Consider the following 17,314-nt stretch of genomic DNA (forward strand, 5'->3'; position numbering starts at 1 on the left):
CTCAGCGTCGAGTCAGCGGTTGGCTGGCAAAGGATACCGCGCCCAGACCGCCGCTCATGAGCGCGCGAATATTGGCGTGATCTGTACCCTGCGGATGGCTCAGCACGGCCTGATAGTGCTCGGCGAAGCAGTGCAGCGCCTGCTGGTCGCTCAGGCCCAGATCCAGGGCCATGGCCAATACCTTGCAAGAGCCCTGATTCTGCTCGGCGCTGTTATGCACCGGGCCGTTGTCGAAGGCGCTGGGCTGGTATTGGTAGTGCTGCTCGACGAAGGCAAGGGTGTCGGCGAAGGTGTGTTCCGGGTTGCCCAGGCGGGCGATGAATTGCTCGGCGGTCATGCGTTGTCCTGTTTCTGTGCCTTGTCGAAGGCGGCTTGCTGTTCCGGGCTGGCGTCGGTCTGGTATTTCGTTTTCCACTCGGCATAGGGCATGCCGTAAACGGCCTCGCGCGCCTCGTCCATGCTCAGTGCAATGTCCATGTCGTCGGCCGCGCTCTTGTACCATTTGGATAGGCAGTTGCGGCAGAAACCGGCCAGGGTCATCAGGTCGATGTTCTGCACATCCTTGCGGTTGCGCAGATGGCTGACCAGATTGCGAAAGGCGGCGGCTTCAAGTTCAAGGCGTTCCTGATGGGTCATGATCAACTCCGGTTGTTCGCCTGCGTGAGGGCTGCTGTTGCCGGCTTGCCCGGACGAACAGCGTTTCGCGCCAAGCATAAAACGCGTTCAGGCAAAGTCAATTGGCTGTGTCTCTTCCAGGCTTCGCCAGACTAGCGTCGGGCGCTCAGGGCGATGGAAACCGACTCGGCAAAGCGCAGCGCATGCGGCTTGTCCACCTCGACCTCGGCGTATTGCACCTGGGGGTGCTGCATCACCACATCCAGCAGCTCCTGGGTCAGACGCTCAAGTAGCGCGAAGCGGTTGTTTTCCACGTGCGCGATCATCGCTTTGGTGATGGTGCGATAGTTCAGCGCCTGCTCGATCTCGTTCACCGCTACCGCATCGGCGGCGGGATAGAGGATGGTGGCGTTGATCAGAATATCCTGCTGGTTGCGGATCTCTTCATCCTTGATGCCTATATAGGTGCGCAGGCGCAGATCCTTGATGCGGATGCGCGCCAGGCCTGGCTCAAGCAGGCTCATATCAGCTCCGTCCTATCAGTTGCAGGAATTCCTGGCGGGTATTGACCGACTGCCGGAAGGCGCCCAGCATCACCGAGCTGTGCATCGAGGAGTTCTGCTTCTCGACACCGCGCATCATCATGCACATGTGCTTGGCTTCGATCACCACGGCCACGCCGGCGGCATCGGTCACCTGTTGCAGAGCCTCGGCAATCTGCCGGGTGAGGTTTTCCTGAATCTGCAGCCGGCTGGCGAACATGTCGACGATGCGCGCGATCTTCGATAGACCGATCACCTTGCCGGTGGGGATGTAGGCCACATGCGCCTTGCCGATAAAGGGCAGCATGTGATGTTCGCACAGGGAATACAGCTCGATATCCTTGACGATCACCATCTCGTCGTTGTCGGATTCGAACAGCGCGCCATTGACGATCTCTTCCAGCGACTGATCATAGCCTCGGCAGAGAAACTGCATCGCCTTGGCTGCGCGCAGCGGTGTACCCTTGAGCCCGTCGCGCTCTGGCTGCTCGCCGAGGTTGGTGAGGATCTCGAGATAATTCTGTGACAGCTTTTCCAGACTCATATTGTCTTCTCGTCGGCTCATTTGAGGTGCCGGCCGCCATTGAGCGGCAGGGTACTTCCGGTTAGGTAGGGGTTGTCCAGAAAATAGCGAATCGACTGGTACACCACCTCGGGACCGGGCTCCATGCCCATGGCGGACTTGGCCAGCGCTCTGGCGCGGTAGTCCTCGTCATCTCCATCGTTGAACATGATCAATGCCGGATTGATGCAATTGACCTTGATGCCGGGCGCCAGCTTGGCGGCGAAGGAGCGGGACAACCCTTCAAGACCGGCCTTGCTGGCGCAGTAGGCCACGTGTCGCGCGCTGCCCTTGCGGGTGATGTCGTCGCCCAGATGAATGATGTCGCCCGGCTCGCCGGCCGGAAACAGTCCGGCGCACTGGCTGTTGATCATGTAAGGCGCCTGCATGTGCACCATGAACATCTGCTGCAGTGCTGCCGGCCCCTGCTGGTCGTCCAGCCAGATTGCAGCGTTATGGATAATGGCTCGCAGGCGGATGTCGCGTTCGTGCAACTGATCGATCAAACCCTGAATACCGGGCACCGTGGAAAAATCGGCCAGCAGCACTTCCACGCCCGGCGGCAGGGTGGCTGCGCGCTGGGCGTCCAGTTCGCGGCAACTGATGATGACCCGGTATCCTTCCTCGCTGAGCCGCTTGGCGCAGTGCAGACCTATGCGCTGTGCGCCACCGGTGATGAGTATGCTTGTGCTGGGTTTGCCCATGGCTCGCCTGGTTCAGTCATGTTGATAGCCTCTGCAGCTGATCGCTAGCGCGGCGCGCAGGTCGGCAGCAAGAGAGAGTGACAGTCGGCCATGTTAACACGCGCTGGCGTGCTGGCTGCACTCCTGGGCCGGCCATAGTCGGGATGGCGCCGACCCTGGGCTGTAACTTTATGTACAATGTCTGGAAATGGCTTCGATACCGAGGACCAGCCAGGTAGTCCATGACCACAATGAACGATAACCCTTGCGCCTCTTCGCTGAGCAACGAAACCCTGTATCCGATACGCGAGGTCTCGCGCCTTTCTGGTGTCAATTCGGTCACGTTGCGCGCCTGGGAGCGCCGCTATGGCTTGCTGGTGCCCCAGCGTACCGAGAGCGGGCACCGTCTTTATTCGATGCGCGACATCGAACGGGTGAGGGCGATAGTCAACTGGATCGCCCGCGGCGTTCCGGTCAGCAAGGTTGCGTCCATTATCGACCGTCAGGCGCTGCCCACGCCTGGCCCTGTAGCCCCCCAGGGCAGTCACGCGGAACATCAGCTGCAGGACGCGCGGGCGCAACTGATGGCGGCGGTGGCCAGTGGGGACCTGCTGGAACTGGAGCGTATCTATACCCTGCAGTTCGCGCGCTGGACCCTCAGCCAGGTCTGCAACGAGATACTCCTGCCGGTGTGGCGCCAATACCGGGGCCAGGCCGGACAATCAGGTGCCTCCGCGCATTGGGCATTCTTCGATGGCTTTGTGCGTAGCCGCCTGTGGCAGCGTCTGGCTTTTGTGCAGCCCGCTCGGTCCACGGTTCTGCTGGTCAATCTGCAGACCGTGCAAGATGAGGTAGAGAGTCTGCTGGCCGGACTCTTTGTACAGGACGCGAACCTGAACATCGCTCACCTGTCTTCGCTGCCGGTAGTCGAAGATCTGATGCTGTTGGCCGATAGCGGCGGCTACCAGGCCCTGCTGCTGTTCAGTGATCAGCCGCTTGACAGCAGTTTGCTGAATCGTCAGTTGCCGCGTCTGAATCAACAGCTGGAGTGCCCGGTGGCACTGCTAGGGGCCTGCTGCGAGCTGCATCTGGATGCCTTGCAACAGGCGCAGATCAATTGCCTGGGACCGGCGCAGCGATCACTGACCGATAGCGTGCAGCAGTTGCTGGCCGGGCGCTTTGACAGCTAGCGACCTTGGCTTCTCCAGATAATCAGCTTGCTGGTCCGCGCAGCGCGCGTAATTCCTGCTCCAGCTCATCGGCTCGCTGTTTGGCTTCAACCTCGGCAGTAACGTCCTTCTGGATACCAATGAAGTAGGTTAACTGATCGGTTTCGTTGAACACGGGTGTGATCGAGAGCTCGTTCCAGAACAGGCTGCCGTCCTTGCGATAGTTGCGCACTGTCGCGCGGCAGGCGCGCCCTTCACTTATGCCCTCGCGAATGATGCGCAAACCGTCCTGATCGCGGTCGTCTTTTTGTAGAAACCGGCAGTCCTGGTAGAGAATCTCGTCCGCGCTGTAGCCGGTCAGCTGTTCAAAGGCCGGGTTCACATAAATCAGGATGTTGTCGTCGCCTTCCTGTTCGGCAACTACTATGCCGTCGTTGGAAGCATTGACCACCAGCTGCAGTAATTTTGCGTTGATCATGGTCTGCGCAGTTCCTTTTATGCTTTCCGGCATTCTATCTCAGTGTGCCGGGCTGTCCAGTTACGCCGGGACCGGCACGGCGCTTTGCGGCATAATGGCCGGCCAGTTCTGGTAACGGAGGTTAATGATGCATCTGGTGATTGTCAGCGGTACGGTTTTTGGCACGGCGGACCTGGTGGCCGATGAGGCGCAGGCATTTGCACAGGCGGCGGGCCTGCAGGTCAGTCGATTGCGCACTCTGAACCTGGACGCCTTGCTGGCGTTGGAGCCGGACGCCCTGTTGATCTGCACCTCCACCACTGGCATGGGCGAGCTGCCGGAGCCCTTGGTACCACTGTTCCATGAGATGCGTGACCGCTTTCCGCTGCTGCCCGCGCGGCCCTTTGGTGTGATTGCGCTGGGTGATGCGGCCTACGGCGATACCTTCTGTCAGGCCGGAGAGGATTTTCGCGAGCTCTTGCTCGAGCTCCAGGCTCGCGAGACCGAACCCATGCTGCGCCTGGATGCCAGTGAAACCGTCACCCCCGAAACCGACGCCGAGCCCTGGTTGCAACGCTTTGTCGCCGCGCTGCAGGGCTGATCAGCGCGCGTCGGGGAGGGGCGCGCCGCTGGCCAGCTGGGTCAGTTGATCTTCGTCCAGAATCAGTATCTGGCCATACTGAATCTGCAGCCAGCCTAGACCCTCCAGGCGCTTGAGCAGTTTGTTGATGCTTTGCCGTGAGCTGTTGAGCATCAGCCCCAGTGACTCCTGGGATAGCTGCACGCAGGGCCTGCCGCCTTCATCGTCAGTCTGCCCGTAATTGTGCGCGTGCATCAGCAGCCGCTTGGCCAGGCGTGAGGACAGTGGCAGCAGGGCGCTGTCTTCCAGCATGGCAAAGGAAATGCGAATGCGCCGGCACAACAGCTTCATGAACAGCGGATAGAGTTCGGGTCGGCGTTCCAGCATTTGCTGGAAACCCACGCGCGGTATCATCAGCAGTTCGGTGGTGCCGCTGGCCAGGGTGTCATGCGAGCGGGGCAAACCGTCGAACAGCGATATCTCGCCAAACCAGCTGCCGGGCGAGAGCACCGCCAGCACGGCTTCACGACCATCTGGGCCGATATTGCTGATGCGTGCTGCGCCGCTGATGACGCCATAGAGCCCGTCGGGTTGGTCATCCCTGGCGTAGACAAACTCGCCGTCGTCCAGTGTGCGTACTCTGGCCAGCGCCAGCATTTCCGCCAGCACATCCTGCGGCAGCTCACTGAACCAGCGATTCTTCTGCAGCAATTTGGCCAGGCGCTCAGTGTCTTGCATGGCAGACACTGTAAAGTGTTTGACAGTCCGCTTTGCCGTCACCGTCTAGACTCTCCTCATACCGAACGTCCCACAGTATGCCGCAAGCACTGGGGGATGTCCTGTACCGGCAGCAGCTCACGCAGGCGCCGTTTACATTATTCCAACAAAAGAGGATTGCCCGATGAACGCAGTACATTCACTGATGGAAAAAAGTCTCAAGGATCAAGTCAGTGCGCAGGAATGGCAGGTTCGGGTGGATCTGGCGGCGTGCTATCGCATGATTGCCATGTATGGCTGGGATGATCTGGTATTCACCCATATTTCAGCGAAGATTCCTGATACCGAGCATTTTCTGATCAACCCTTATGGGCTGATGTTTGAAGAGGTCACAGCTTCCAATCTGGTCAAGATCGACCTGCAGGGCAACAAGGTGGTGGAGTCTTCCTATCCCGTGAATCCAGCCGGGTTCACCATCCATAGCGCCATTCACGAAGTACGCCACGACGCCACCTGCGTGCTACATACGCATACCGCTGCCGGTATTGCGGTGTCTGCCCAGAAGGACGGCATCCTGCCGATCTCCCAACAGTCGATCTTCGTGCTCAGCTCGCTGGCCTATCACGACTACGAAGGCGTGGCACTGAACGACGAGGAGAAGCCACGTCTGCAGGCGGACCTTGGCCGTGCCAACAACCTGATACTGCGCAACCATGGCTTGCTGGTATGCGGCAAGTCGGTGGCTGAAGCCTTCCTGACCATGTACACCCTGCAGCGCTGCTGCGAGATTCAGGTGCGTGCGCAGGCGCAGAATGCCGAGCTGATCCCTATCCCGCAGGCGGTGCTCGACGGCGCCAAGGCCAGCATGAAAAAGGCCACCAACGGCGCGGGCGCAGGCCTGGCGTGGCCGGCGCTGCTGCGTAAGGTCCAGCGGGTGAGCCCGGGCTACGACCAGTAGCATTCTGCTGGCTGAACCAGAAACTCCGGCCTGTTGCCGGAGTTTTTTATGGGCGTCTCGCCGGGATCGGTCACTGCGTGCCGGCCATGCTGGGCACTTGAGCGATGGCGTCGGTTATCGATATTGCCCGTTGGACCTCAGCCTTGCTCGTCGCGCAGAAACACCAGCTTGTTTTCGCTGCTGGCGCTAGCGTCAAAATAGTAGCCATCGGTGTTGAAGTCCTTCAGGCCTTCCGGATCCTGCAGGCGCTCCTTGATCACATAGCGGGCCATCAGGCCACGTGCCTTTTTGGCGTAGAAGCTAATGATCTTGTACTGGCCGTTCTTCTGGTCCCGGAACACGGTATCGATGACTCGCGCCTGCAGTGCCTTGGGTTTGACCGCGCCGAAGTACTCCTGTGAAGCCAGGTTGAGCAGTATCTGATCGCCCTGCGCTGCAAGGTCCTTGTTCAGCCACTCACTGATCCGCTCACCCCAGAAGCTGTACAGGTCCTTGCCGCGTGGGTTGGCCAGTTTGGTGCCCATCTCCAGGCGGTAGGGCTGCATCAGATCCAGCGGCCGCAGCAGGCCGTAGAGGCCAGAGAGCATGCGCAAATGCTGCTGCGCGAAGGCCAGATCATCGGTACTGAAGTCCTCGGCGTTGAGGCCGGTATACACATCCCCCTTGAATGCCAGCAGAGCCTGCTTGGCGTTGCGCGGCGTGCTCTTGCGCGCCCAACTGCCGTAACGTGCCACATTCAGGCTGGCGAGCTTGTCTGATAGTGACATCAGCTTGGCGATGTCCTGTGGCGACTGCTCCTTGAGCACATCAATCAACTCGGCGCTGTGCTCAAGAAAGCGCGGCTGGGTATGCTGTTCGGTAATGGGTGGGGTGTCGTAATCAAGCGTCTTGGCGGGGGATATGACCATCAGCATAAGCTGGCTCCTGTCGTCTGCATGGGCGGTATTATGCCTTAAAAGCGCAGCGGCAAGCGGCAAGCAAAAACAGCGCCGAGTGGAGTGGGTATGGTTTCGGCACGGGTAGACCGGGACCAGTCAGCATGCACGATCGGTTTGAAGTTTGAAGTTTGAAGCGCCAGCCCCCGGCGAAAGCCGGGAGCTGGGTGGGTCAGAGGTGCGTTTCTGCGTATTCAGCCAGTGCCGAGCGGGGTACGCCCTGCAGGTGAATGTGTACGCCGTGGGGAAAGTCTTTGAAGCATTCGGTCAGGTAGGTCAGGCCGGAGCTGGTGGCGTTGAGGTTGGGGGTATCGATCTGCGCCAGGTTGCCAAGACAGATCACCTTGGAGCCGGTACCGGCGCGAGTGATGATGGTCTTGATCTGGTGCGGGGTCAGGTTCTGGCTTTCATCAATCAGAATGAAACTCTGCTGGAAACTGCGGCCGCGGATGTAGTTCAGGGATTTGAACTGCAGCGGGACGCGGTCGAGGATGTAGTCCACGCTGCCGTGGGTGCTTTCGTCATCCATGTGCAGGGCTTCCAGGTTGTCGGTAATGGCGCCGAGCCAGGGTTCCATCTTCTCCTTTTCAGTGCCCGGTAAAAAGCCGATATCTTCGTCCAGCCCCTGGGTACTGCGGGTGGCGATGATGCGGCGATAGGTCTTGGTGACCATGGTCTGCTCGATAGCCGCAGCCAGCGCCAGGATGGTTTTGCCCGAGCCGGCGGCGCCGGTGAGGTTGACCAGATGAATATCCGGATCCAGCAGAGCAAACATCGCCAGAGCCTGGAAAATGTCGCGTGGCCGCAGGCCCCAGCATTCCTGATGCAGTAGCGGTTCCTGATGCAGGTCGCGAATGCTCAGTTGGTCACCGTTGATGCCCTTGACCCAGCCAATGAAGCCCTGCTCGTCAATGATGAAATCGTTCAGATGCAATGCTGGCAGGTTGTCGGTCAATTGCACATTGTGCAGCGTCTGGCCGGTCAGCTGGCGAGTTTCGACTTTATTCACGCGATCCCAGAAGGATCCCGGCACCTGGTGATAACCGCGGGCCAGCAGGTCGATATCGTCGAGCAACTGATCGGTATGGTAGTCCTCGGCATCGATACCGCAGCCACGCGCCTTCAGGCGCATGTTGATGTCCTTGGAGACCAATACGATGCGGCCTTCGGGGTGGCGATTCTGCAGGTGGCACAGCTGGTTGATGATCTTGTTGTCGTTGAGGTCGTTGGGCAGACAGTGAGCCGGGATGGCTGTTCTTTCCATCAGGATAGCCAGGGTGCCGTTGGGTCCCAGTTTGCCACGCTCGATGGGGACTCCCTGCTCCACCTGATCCGGTGGCGCCACACCCAGGGTCTTGTCGATCAGCCTGATGGCCTGGCGGCAATCGGCGGCAATGCTGGACTTGCCGGATTTGAGTTTGTCGAGTTCCTCCAGCACGGTCATGGGAATGACCACGTGGTGTTCTTCAAAGTTGAGCAGTGCGTTGGGATCGTGAATCAGGACGTTGGTATCGAGGACGTAGAAGGTGTGTTCGGTAGGTCCGCACGCTTCCATATGCTATTACCTCGCAAGGGCCGGTGACACTTGGTCTGTATCAGGCGCCTGAGCTGCGCCTGGCAGTCCACAGGGCCAGCTCGCAGGCCAGCAGGTATCAAGGGATCACCTGTTGGCATGGGCCGGTTGACCGAGATATAGCGCAAAGAAGATGACCTTCACAAGCATGCAAAGGGGATAATTTCAAAAAAGTTCGAAATAGACGAATGGGGCTGGGCAGGGGCAGAAAAAGCGCGATATAGTCATTGGCCCGCTTGAGTAAAAACCCTCGGTTACCTCTGCTTTTTCATGCTCTTCGAGCAACGTGCGCGACTTCTTTGCGGGCGCGATGACCGCTGCGACATTCACTGGCCTGGCCCTGAATGAGCTGACGAACGATGGCTGTTGAGTAACACGTCGAAGCCTGAAGTGCGCGCGGCGGGGCCCGACAACGGCGCCTGAGCTGCACGACCTCATTTCGCCAGGGGCGAGCCGAGGTCGGCTCGAGGCGGTTAGCGGCGGCCCTGCGGGCGGTCGCGGCGGCCAGCGGCGCGCTTGCGATTGGCGGCAGCAGCGGCGGCCTGTTCAGCTTCATTGGCGTCGCTGGCGGTTTTCTCGTCAGCTGTCTGCTGGCGCTGGGGGATCGCCTTAAGGAACTGCTCTTCCGGCGGTATGCACTCCAGCTTGCCGCCAAGCAACTCTTCAATCGGCGGAATCTGGAAGGCATCATCCTCACCGGCGAGGCTGATCGAGGTACCCTTGGCGCCGGCACGGCCGGTGCGGCCAATGCGGTGTACGTAGTCTTCGGCGTCTTCGGGCAGGGTGTAGTTGATCACGTGACTGATGCCGTCAATGTGAATGCCGCGACCGGCCACATCGGTAGCCACCAGCACGCGCAGCTTGCCGGTCTTGAAGTTCTCCAGTGTGCGCACACGTTTTTGCTGGGGCACATCACCGGACAGTTGCGCAGCATTGATGCCGTCGCGCACCAGACGCTCCTGCACGCGGCGTACCTCGTCCTTGCGGTTGGCGAAGACCATGACGCGCTCAAGCTCAAGCTGGGTGACCAGGTTATAGAGCACCTTGTACTTGTCCTTGCCGCTGACTGCGTAAACCTTCTGCGTCACGTTCTCGGAAGCAGGGCGCTCGGGCTCTATCTCGACGATGGCCGGCTCCACTGTCCATTGCTGCGCCAGGTTCATGACGTCCTCACTGAAGGTGGCGGAGAACAGCAATGTCTGGCGATCGCCCTTGCGCGGGGTCTGGCGGATGATCTGGCGTACCTGCGGTATGAAGCCCATATCCAGCATGCGGTCGGCTTCGTCGAGAATCAGTACCTCGATCAGGTCCAGATGCACTTCGCCGCGGTTGCAGAAGTCCAGCAGGCGGCCCGGGGTGGCGACCAGAATGTCGCAATAGTTGCGCTCCAGCTGTTTGAGCTGCTTGTCGTAGTCCATGCCGCCGACAAAAGCCATCACGTTCAATGGGCAATGCTTGGTCAGGCCCTCGGCATCGCTGGCAATCTGCATCACCAGTTCGCGGGTAGGGGCAATGATCAAAGCGCGGGGCTCGCCCATATAGCGTTCATCCGGCGCCGGGGTTTCCAGCAACTGGGTGATGGTCGACAGCAGGAAAGCGGCGGTCTTGCCGGTGCCGGTCTGCGCGCGGCCAATGGCATCGTGCCCTTTGAGCGTGGTGCCCAGTACGGCGGCCTGAATCGGTGTGCAGTAGCTGAAGCCCTGATCGTGAATGGCGCGCATTACCGAGTCGGGTAACGGAAAGTCGTGAAAGCGGGTCTTGCCTTCGCTGGGCTCCACCTGAAAATCGGCCAGACCCCAAGGCTTGACGGGCGCTACTGGTGGGCGCTGACGCGGCGCGCGTGGCGGCTCGGCCGGCGCTGCATCAGCCGCGGCTTCTGCCGCACGCGGCTGCCGGGGCGTTTTTGCCGCGGGCCGTTCAGCTTTGTGGCTGGGCCGCGCTGGCTGTTGCGATTGGGGTTCGGCAGTGGGTGCGGCTTGTTCTTCTGGTTTGTTTAACAGCTTCTTCAGTGCTTTGAGCACAGGCGTCTCTCGGTTGTGTGAACAAAAATGATGCGCCAGTGTAAAGCAAGGCCGCGCGTTAGCGAAGCCTTGTACAGGTTGTTTTTTGATCAGGCATGGGTGGCTGACGCCAACCTATCAGAGCGCGAGAAGGGCCATCAGCCAACGGCGGATGTCGGCTATTTCCTGCGGGCAGACTTCGTGCGCCATGGCATATTCGTGCCACTCGGTGTCATGTCCGGCGGCCTTGAGCAGGTCGTGCGCCTCAAGGCCCATGCTCATGGGCAACACGTCGTCGGCGCGACCGTGAGCGCAAAAGATCGGTGGTTTGGCAGTGTTCTGCTTGGCGCTGCGCAACAGGCTGCCAAGATCCGGGCAGTAGGTGGAGAGCGCCATCACCCCGGCCAACGGCAGCCCGCTATGTACCGCCGTGGTCAGCACTACTGCACCCCCCTGGGAGAAGCCGGCAAGAATCACCCTATTGGGCATGATGCCCTTGGCCTGTTGATCGGCAACCAGGCCCTTTACCTGCGCCACAGCTTCGTCCATGTGCGCCTGATTGATTGCCCGGGCGGGGGACATGCCGAGAATGTCGTACCAGCAGGGCATGGGGAAGCCGCCGTTGATGGTGACCGGACGAGTAGGCGCCTGGGGGAACACGAAGCGTACGCCGTGGTTCTGCGGCAAGCCGAGCGCTTGCACGACCGGCACGAAGTCAAAGCAGTCTGCGCCCAGGCCGTGCAGCCAGATGACGCAACTGGTGGCCGGTGCGCCGGGTTCAATGATGTGTGGCTGCGCGGACATGCGGTACTCCTTGAGAATACGGAAAAATCGTTGTTGTTTACCAGGACGATTACACAGACGGCTTTGCCCAATACCAGATAATAACCGCCAGGGTGCTGCCAAGTGTCAGCCAGGACAGCAGATCGAAGACGCCATCGCCGATCAGCGCGGCGATCAGCCCTACGCTGCTGAGCATTGCCAGCAGCAGCGGAGCGCGGAAGATTTGCCAGAGTCCTTTGCGGCTAGCGGTCATGCGTTTGCCTCCTCGCTAAGACCGCCGCTCCTCACTTCGGCTATGCGGCGCGCTGTGGTACTGCGGCGGCCCAGCCACAGATAGAGGCCGGAGCCCAGTACCACAATGGCGGCCAGATCCAGCAGCGCCCAGATGATCTTCAGCGGCAGGCCGCCGTAGTCGCCAAAATGCAGAGGTTGCGACAGTAACAGAGCCTGGACGTACCAGGGCATCGGCTGCGGCTCCAGCCGTTCGCTGGTCTGGGCGTCGACCAGCACCGGCTGCAGCAGGCGTGAGGTAAGCGGCTCATCACCGCGATAGAACAATGCATAGTGGTGTTTGCTGGAAAACTGGCCGCCTGGCCAGGCGATAAAGCTCAGGTGCATGTTGTGCACTACTGCATTGCCGACCTCTACCGCCTGTTGCAGTGAGCCCAGTTGCTCGGGCGCGGGCTGGTTCTGGTAAGCAGCGGTCATGCTGGCCAATTGGTCTCGCTGCCATAGCCCGACCACGATCTGGCTCAGGGTATTGATGCTGCCGGTGAGGCCCACCACCAGCACCCACACCAGGGTGACCACGCCCAGCAGGTTGTGCAGATCAAGCCATTTCAGACGCGCGCTGCGCTGGCGCCGCACGGTGCCAAAATCGAGTTTGCGCATGAAGGGCGCATAGAGCACCACGCCGGAAATGGTGGCGATCACGAACAGTAATCCCATGAAGCCCAGAAACAGCATGCCTGGGAGTCCGGCGAACATATCCACGTGCAGCTTGAACATGACGTACATGAAGCCGCGCTCGGGCGCCGGCTCATCGAGAATGGCAGCTGTGCGCGAATCAATGATCAGCGAGTTGTTTTCGTCCGGCGGAGAATCCTGACTCTCTGCCATGCTGACAAAGGCCATGTGCGGATGATGTTCATCCCAGAACATGAAACGTATCACCTCGCCGGGGCGCTGGCTCAGGGCAGCACTGACGATTTGATCAAGGCTGGCATCCGGTGTGCCGGCAGGCATGGGGGGGGCCTCCACCTCGTCTTCCAGCAGGTGATCAATTTCTTCATGAAAGATCAGCGGCAGACCGGTGATGCACAGCATCAGCAGAAACAGGGTGCAGATCAGGCTGGTCCATTTGTGGACCAGAAACCAGGCTTTTACGTTCATTAGGTCGTGTCCTGTCCCTGGGGTAGGCGGCTGGGCGCGGTGAGCGCGCTTTACGCAGCCGTGCTCGCTGGCGGCCGGCAGGGAGCCGAAAGCTGTTGTTGATAACGATAATGCGTCGTATTTTGCGCGATGAAAGTTGAAAATACAACGCGGTCGGCTTGGGCCGCGCAGCTACTGGTCCGGGCCGATCTTGGCAGACTGGCCCAGACGGCCGATATCAGGCGCGGGACATGAATTTGCCGGATTCGGTATTGACGCGTACCACTTCGCCGGTTTCAAGATACTCGGGAATCTGGATCTCCAGACCGGTGGCAAAGCGCGCCGTCTTGGTGCGGGCGCTGGCGGACGAACCCTTGATGGCGGGTGGCGTCTCTGCGATGGCCATTTCCACCACGGCCGGTAGTTCGATGCCTACCAGATTGCCCTCTACCAGCAAGCCGTACAGGCCTTCAATGCCGTCGAACAGGTAATCCAGCTGATCTTCCAGCTGTTCCGCATTCAGGGTGTATTGGGCAAAATCTTCGTTATCCATGAAGGTATAACCGTCGGCATCCTGATAGAGAAACTGCACCTGGCGCTTCTGGAAGTCGATGGGGCTGAGCATGTCGTCGCCCGTCAGGCTCTGGTCCAGCTTCTGCTTGGTCTGCACGTGGTTGAAGCGCACCTTGTACAGGGTGGTGCCGCTGCGTGAGGAGGGACTCTTCACCTCGATCTGGCTGACGATGTAGGGCTGGTTGTTGATCTGAACGATGTGGCCTTTTTTCAGTTCGGCGGCTCTGGGCATGGCGGGTGACTCAACAGGGTTGAACGAGGCGCGTATTTTGCGCCTGGCCCCGCCGCCCGGCAAGCGGGCAACAGGTTGCCGCTGCCCATCAGAGTGGAGGTGAGCCGCCACCCGGTTCATCGTCGCTGCGCTCGCTTGGTGTTTCCGGGTCGGGGTCGCTGGCTTTGACTGCAACGGCGGGTTCCTGCTCGCGGTTGGGGTGTTCGACGCGGTAGCTCTGCACCAGTTTCTCCAGGCCCTTGCCGCTGCGCAGATTGACGTCGAGCTGACGGAAGGCGATTTCGATATTGTTTTCCTTGAACAGGCGATCAATCTCGCGATTGATTTCGTCCGTGGCCTGGTTGCGGTCCGCCAGCTCCTTCACATGCACGCGCAGCTCATGTTCCAGGGTGCTGTCGCTGAAGTTGAGAAAGAATACCAGGGGTTCAGGGTCTTTCAGCACGCGCGGGTTGTTCTGCGCGATCTGCTTCAACAGCTCGCGCACCTTGGCCACATCCGAGCCGTAGGCCACGCCAACCTTGATGATTACCCGGGTAATGGTGTCCTGCAGCGACCAGTTGATGATCTGCTCGGTAACAAAGTTCTTGTTGGGAACGATGATTTCCTTGTTGTCGAAATCGGTGATGGTGGTGGCGCGAATACGGATGCGGTTGATGGTGCCCGAAAGCGGGCCGATGGTGACCACGTCGCCGATGCGCACCGGACGCTCGAACAGGATGATCAGGCCGGAAATGAAGTTGGCAAAGATTTCCTGCAGACCGAAGCCTAGCCCCACACCCAGGGCGGCCACCAACCACTGCAGCTTGTCCCAGCTCACGCCAAGCGTGGAAAGCGAACTGACCAGGCCAAATCCGACTATCACGTAGCTCAGCAGGGTAGTGACGGCGTAGCTGGTACCCTGGCGCAGCTCCATGCGCGAGAGCACCAGTATCTCCAGCAAGCCCGGCAGGTTGCGCGCCAGGGTGAAGGTCAGTATGAGGGTGACCAGCGCGCCAAGAATATCGCCGGCGCTGATGGGGACCGAGTCGCCGGTAGTGATGCCGTCCCCTTCGTATTGCCAGAGCGTGACCGACTCCAGATAGGACGCCGCGCTGATCAGGTCGGCCCAGGTGAAATAGAGCGCCACGATAAAGAGAATCATCAGCGTCAGCTTGGCCAGACGCAGCGACTGCTGGTTGATCTGCTGGATGTTCATTTCCGGTACTTCTACCGAGGGCATTTCGCTGTCCTGGCTGCTGCGCGTTTCCGCCGCCTGCCGTTTGGCGACCGCACGCTGATAAGCCAGGCGTCGGCCGGCCACGTTGAGGTTGCGTACTACTGTGCCCTCTACCAGCATCCACAGCACTATCAGGTACAGGCTGTCGATAAAGCGTTCAGCCAGCTTGACCGCCGTATAGTGATAACCCCAGGCGGTCATGCCGGCCAGCGCAAGCGGCGCCAGAATCAATACGGCGGTGGCGCTGAAGTGCAGTATGCGAGAGTTGTATATCGGTTCGCTGCGCCACATCATGCGGCCCAGCAGGCCCGCCAGGGCGAACATGCCGATGAGCATGATGGCGCGGCCAATCGCGTCGCCGCTCATCTGTTCCGGTAAAGAGCCGTGCAGGCCAGCGACCAGCACCAGCGGCAACAGTATCCAGGCCAGTCGCCGCGCCAGCTTGTGCAGCCGTTGCACCAGACGCTCTTCCCAGTGGAAATGCCGCGCAGCGATGCCGCGCGGGTCGAGTACCCGATACAGCAGGTGCAACACGAACCAGGCCAGGCTGAGTTTCATCAGCGACAGTCCCAGTGCCGGCATGGCAGGTTCCAGGCCGCGATGCATTATCAGCCCGATACACAGCAGCGCCAGCGGGATAGGGCTGATCAGCGCGACTGTGAGCGCCAGCGCGCGAGGCGTGTGCCAGGGCGTGTCCCGGCGGAAATGACCCACTTCGTCATGCAGGGAATTCAGCCGCCGCCGCATGCTGGCCTGGCGCCACAGATAAAGTGCCAGGAACGCGCCGTAAACTATTACCCAGGGGTATTGCTGGCTGAGCGTATCCACGCCCCGACGCGCTACCTGCTTGAGTTGCAGGCTTTCGATTTGACGTTTGGCCTGTACGGCGAAGCCGAGCAGCCAGCTCTTGTCCAGCGGTCGATCGCTGGCGACCCAGAACAGCTGATCATCGATGGTGCGTTTGAGATCACTGCTGAGCTGCTGCAACTGGCGTTGATTGATCTGCAGGCTGATCGCCAGGTTGATCAGTGTATTGATGTTGTTGTTCAGCTGCTCGACCAGAGCTACCCGGCTGTTGACCATTTGTTCAAGACCAGGGCGCAAGGCATCGCGCTGCCGCACCGGAATTTGCAGTAGCAGATCATTGAGATAGGCGTCGGGGTTGCCGAGCGCCTCGCTCAGCTGGTTCAGCTCGAACTGACGCAGGCGCAGGTCAGCAATCTGATCGGCGATGCGGCTGTCGATCTCGACCTTGGGCAAGGCACTCTTTTGCTGATGCAGAATGCGCGAGAGTAGCAGGCTGCCTTCGAGCACTTCTATCTGTTGCTCCAGCGCCTTGTCGACCTGGGTCAACTGCTCGGTTTGCTGTTTGGTTTCGATAACGCGCCGCGTCAGCTCACCGATTTCACTGGTGGCCGACAACAGCTCTTCGCTCAATCGCCGATTGATCCGGCTCTGCTCCTGCAGCACCTGATTCTGCGACTGTTCCTCCGGCAGAGTGGCATCGCTAATGGTTTTTTCCGACTGGCTGCGGCGCTTGTCGTTGATCACGTCCTGCAGCACTTTTATATCGGCTTCGATTTGCTTGATTTGCAGGCTCAGCAGGTTTTTCTTCTGCGTCGCCAGGTCCTGCAGGGCATTGTTGCCCGAAAGCCGCTGGCGTAGCAGGTCGCTGGTTATCTGCAGATAGTCGCGTTCGGCCTGCAGCGCATCGATGCGCGCGCGGCTTTGCTGGGTAGGCGCCTGGCGCTGCAGGGAGCGTAGCTGCTCTGCGACCGCCTGCGCGCGCTGCTGGTTTTCGGATACGCTGGCCTGAGTGCGCTCAGGTCGTGTTTGCGCCGCGATAAGTTCGCCGTTTACCTCGGTCAGCTCATTCTGCCAGGTAAACATCTGGTTCACCTGTTCTGCCAACTGACCTTCGAGTTTGTGCAGCTCGGCATTTTGCAGGCGCTCGCGCAAGGCGTTACTGGAAGCGTCCTGCTTGGCCAGTTGATTCTGCTGTGCGCGCAGGCTCTGAGTCTCGCGCGGAGCGCTGGCGATTTTCTCCTGCAGTTTTTCCTGGTCTGCCTTGGTCTGAATGCTCTGTTCCAGATAGTTCAGAGCGCTCTGGTACAGCTCGCTCAGCTCACGCTTCTCCGGCTCGGCCAGAGAGCTGTTACCGAGCGCGTCGATGCTGGCCTTTACTGCCTCGACACGTTGGTCAAGGTCACTTGCCGGCGGTTGCTCCTGGGCGAGAACAGGGGAGCTTGGGAGGGCGCCAAGTAGCGTGCCCATGAACAGGCAGGTAAACAGATAAGGCAAGAAACGCGACATGAAGGGTGTTCCTGATTGGTCCTGACCTGAAGGGT

General features: G+C 60.0%; 18 protein-coding genes. 3 read left to right on the forward strand and 15 right to left on the reverse strand.

The features are described 5' to 3' along the window. Position 1 precedes the first annotated feature (1 nt). The 5 genes from V7756_RS10175 to folM all read right to left on the reverse strand — a co-directional run bounded on the left by V7756_RS10175 (position 2) and on the right by folM (position 2,423). Entirely contained in the window at positions 2-337 is a 336-nt protein-coding gene (locus V7756_RS10175; RefSeq protein WP_335610048.1) for a HopJ type III effector protein, read from the reverse strand. Further along, positions 334-636, reverse strand: coding sequence for a DUF1244 domain-containing protein (locus V7756_RS10180; protein WP_335610049.1), 303 nt, complete (start codon positions 634-636; stop codon positions 334-336). Before V7756_RS10180 ends, V7756_RS10175 begins: the two co-directional genes overlap by 4 nt. A 131-nt stretch (positions 637-767) precedes the next feature. Further along, positions 768-1,139, reverse strand: coding sequence for a dihydroneopterin triphosphate 2'-epimerase (gene folX / locus V7756_RS10185; RefSeq protein ID WP_335610050.1), 372 nt, complete (start codon positions 1,137-1,139; stop codon positions 768-770). Between the two features lies 1 nt (position 1,140). Then, positions 1,141-1,722 (reverse strand): GTP cyclohydrolase I FolE, encoded by a 582-nt coding sequence (gene folE / locus V7756_RS10190; RefSeq protein ID WP_442908989.1) that lies wholly within the window; start codon positions 1,720-1,722, stop codon positions 1,141-1,143. Beyond that, on the reverse strand, positions 1,719-2,423 hold the full coding sequence (folM, locus tag V7756_RS10195; protein ID WP_335610051.1) for a dihydromonapterin reductase: 705 nt from the start codon (positions 2,421-2,423) through the stop codon (positions 1,719-1,721). The genes folE and folM overlap by 4 nt, the downstream gene beginning before the upstream one ends. A 221-nt stretch (positions 2,424-2,644) precedes the next feature. Between folM and V7756_RS10200 the strand changes: the two genes are divergently transcribed. After that, complete coding sequence (locus V7756_RS10200; RefSeq protein WP_335610052.1) at positions 2,645-3,592, forward strand: MerR family transcriptional regulator; 948 nt, start codon at positions 2,645-2,647, stop codon at positions 3,590-3,592. 22 nt (positions 3,593-3,614) lie between these two features. Here V7756_RS10200 and V7756_RS10205 read toward each other — a convergent pair whose 3' ends face one another. Further along, complete coding sequence (locus tag V7756_RS10205) at positions 3,615-4,049, reverse strand: PAS domain-containing protein (RefSeq protein ID WP_335610053.1); 435 nt, start codon at positions 4,047-4,049, stop codon at positions 3,615-3,617. 127 nt (positions 4,050-4,176) lie between these two features. Between V7756_RS10205 and V7756_RS10210 the strand changes: the two genes are divergently transcribed. Next, on the forward strand, positions 4,177-4,629 hold the full coding sequence (locus V7756_RS10210; protein ID WP_335610054.1) for a flavodoxin domain-containing protein: 453 nt from the start codon (positions 4,177-4,179) through the stop codon (positions 4,627-4,629). On the opposite strand, the gene V7756_RS10215 is transcribed toward V7756_RS10210, so the two are convergent. After that, positions 4,630-5,346, reverse strand: coding sequence for a Crp/Fnr family transcriptional regulator (locus tag V7756_RS10215; RefSeq protein WP_335610055.1), 717 nt, complete (start codon positions 5,344-5,346; stop codon positions 4,630-4,632). It lies immediately after the preceding gene. Positions 5,347-5,509: 163 nt separating this feature from the next. Here V7756_RS10215 and V7756_RS10220 point away from each other — a divergent pair, with 163 nt between their 5' ends. Further along, on the forward strand, positions 5,510-6,283 hold the full coding sequence (locus tag V7756_RS10220) for a class II aldolase/adducin family protein (protein WP_335610056.1): 774 nt from the start codon (positions 5,510-5,512) through the stop codon (positions 6,281-6,283). 137 nt (positions 6,284-6,420) lie between these two features. On the opposite strand, the gene yaaA is transcribed toward V7756_RS10220, so the two are convergent. The 8 genes from yaaA to mscK all read right to left on the reverse strand — a co-directional run bounded on the left by yaaA (position 6,421) and on the right by mscK (position 17,279). Beyond that, on the reverse strand, positions 6,421-7,197 hold the full coding sequence (gene yaaA / locus V7756_RS10225) for a peroxide stress protein YaaA (protein WP_335610057.1): 777 nt from the start codon (positions 7,195-7,197) through the stop codon (positions 6,421-6,423). Between the two features lie 193 nt (positions 7,198-7,390). After that, entirely contained in the window at positions 7,391-8,773 is a 1,383-nt protein-coding gene (locus V7756_RS10230) for a PhoH family protein (RefSeq protein WP_335610058.1), read from the reverse strand. 491 nt (positions 8,774-9,264) lie between these two features. Beyond that, positions 9,265-10,812, reverse strand: a complete 1,548-nt coding sequence (gene rhlB, locus V7756_RS10235) for an ATP-dependent RNA helicase RhlB (RefSeq protein ID WP_335610059.1) — start codon at positions 10,810-10,812, stop codon at positions 9,265-9,267. Between the two features lie 117 nt (positions 10,813-10,929). Continuing rightward, complete coding sequence (locus V7756_RS10240; protein ID WP_335610060.1) at positions 10,930-11,595, reverse strand: alpha/beta hydrolase; 666 nt, start codon at positions 11,593-11,595, stop codon at positions 10,930-10,932. 49 nt (positions 11,596-11,644) lie between these two features. Beyond that, positions 11,645-11,827, reverse strand: a complete 183-nt coding sequence (locus V7756_RS10245; RefSeq protein WP_335610061.1) for a hypothetical protein — start codon at positions 11,825-11,827, stop codon at positions 11,645-11,647. Next, complete coding sequence (locus V7756_RS10250) at positions 11,824-12,966, reverse strand: PepSY-associated TM helix domain-containing protein (RefSeq protein WP_335610062.1); 1,143 nt, start codon at positions 12,964-12,966, stop codon at positions 11,824-11,826. Before V7756_RS10250 ends, V7756_RS10245 begins: the two co-directional genes overlap by 4 nt. 217 nt (positions 12,967-13,183) lie before the next feature. Continuing rightward, a complete protein-coding gene (efpL, locus tag V7756_RS10255; RefSeq protein ID WP_335610063.1) occupies positions 13,184-13,750 on the reverse strand; it encodes an elongation factor P-like protein EfpL in 567 nt (188 codons plus the stop codon). Positions 13,751-13,838: 88 nt separating this feature from the next. Continuing rightward, on the reverse strand, positions 13,839-17,279 hold the full coding sequence (gene mscK, locus V7756_RS10260; RefSeq protein WP_335610064.1) for a mechanosensitive channel MscK: 3,441 nt from the start codon (positions 17,277-17,279) through the stop codon (positions 13,839-13,841). Positions 17,280-17,314: the final 35 nt, after the last annotated feature.

Origin of the sequence: Halopseudomonas sp., assembly GCF_036961105.1 — a bacterium.
Lineage (GTDB): Bacteria > Pseudomonadota > Gammaproteobacteria > Pseudomonadales > Pseudomonadaceae > Halopseudomonas.

Bases quoted from the DNA above. Each gene is read 5' to 3' on its own strand.
- V7756_RS10245 (WP_335610061.1), bottom strand. From the start codon at position 11,827: ATGACCGCTAGCCGCAAAGGACTCTGGCAAATCTTCCGCGCTCCGCTG.
- V7756_RS10180 (WP_335610049.1), bottom strand. From the start codon at position 636: ATGACCCATCAGGAACGCCTTGAACTTGAAGCCGCCGCCTTTCGCAAT.
- folX (WP_335610050.1), bottom strand. From the start codon at position 1,139: ATGAGCCTGCTTGAGCCAGGCCTGGCGCGCATCCGCATCAAGGATCTG.
- V7756_RS10175 (WP_335610048.1), bottom strand. From the start codon at position 337: ATGACCGCCGAGCAATTCATCGCCCGCCTGGGCAACCCGGAACACACC.
- yaaA (WP_335610057.1), bottom strand. From the start codon at position 7,197: ATGCTGATGGTCATATCCCCCGCCAAGACGCTTGATTACGACACCCCA.
- V7756_RS10240 (WP_335610060.1), bottom strand. From the start codon at position 11,595: ATGTCCGCGCAGCCACACATCATTGAACCCGGCGCACCGGCCACCAGT.
- V7756_RS10250 (WP_335610062.1), bottom strand. From the start codon at position 12,966: ATGAACGTAAAAGCCTGGTTTCTGGTCCACAAATGGACCAGCCTGATC.
- V7756_RS10215 (WP_335610055.1), bottom strand. From the start codon at position 5,346: ATGCAAGACACTGAGCGCCTGGCCAAATTGCTGCAGAAGAATCGCTGG.
- folM (WP_335610051.1), bottom strand. From the start codon at position 2,423: ATGGGCAAACCCAGCACAAGCATACTCATCACCGGTGGCGCACAGCGC.
- V7756_RS10205 (WP_335610053.1), bottom strand. From the start codon at position 4,049: ATGATCAACGCAAAATTACTGCAGCTGGTGGTCAATGCTTCCAACGAC.
- V7756_RS10200 (WP_335610052.1), top strand. From the start codon at position 2,645: ATGACCACAATGAACGATAACCCTTGCGCCTCTTCGCTGAGCAACGAA.
- mscK (WP_335610064.1), bottom strand. From the start codon at position 17,279: ATGTCGCGTTTCTTGCCTTATCTGTTTACCTGCCTGTTCATGGGCACG.
- efpL (WP_335610063.1), bottom strand. From the start codon at position 13,750: ATGCCCAGAGCCGCCGAACTGAAAAAAGGCCACATCGTTCAGATCAAC.
- V7756_RS10230 (WP_335610058.1), bottom strand. From the start codon at position 8,773: ATGGAAGCGTGCGGACCTACCGAACACACCTTCTACGTCCTCGATACC.
- V7756_RS10220 (WP_335610056.1), top strand. From the start codon at position 5,510: ATGAACGCAGTACATTCACTGATGGAAAAAAGTCTCAAGGATCAAGTC.
- folE (WP_442908989.1), bottom strand. From the start codon at position 1,722: ATGAGCCGACGAGAAGACAATATGAGTCTGGAAAAGCTGTCACAGAAT.
- V7756_RS10210 (WP_335610054.1), top strand. From the start codon at position 4,177: ATGCATCTGGTGATTGTCAGCGGTACGGTTTTTGGCACGGCGGACCTG.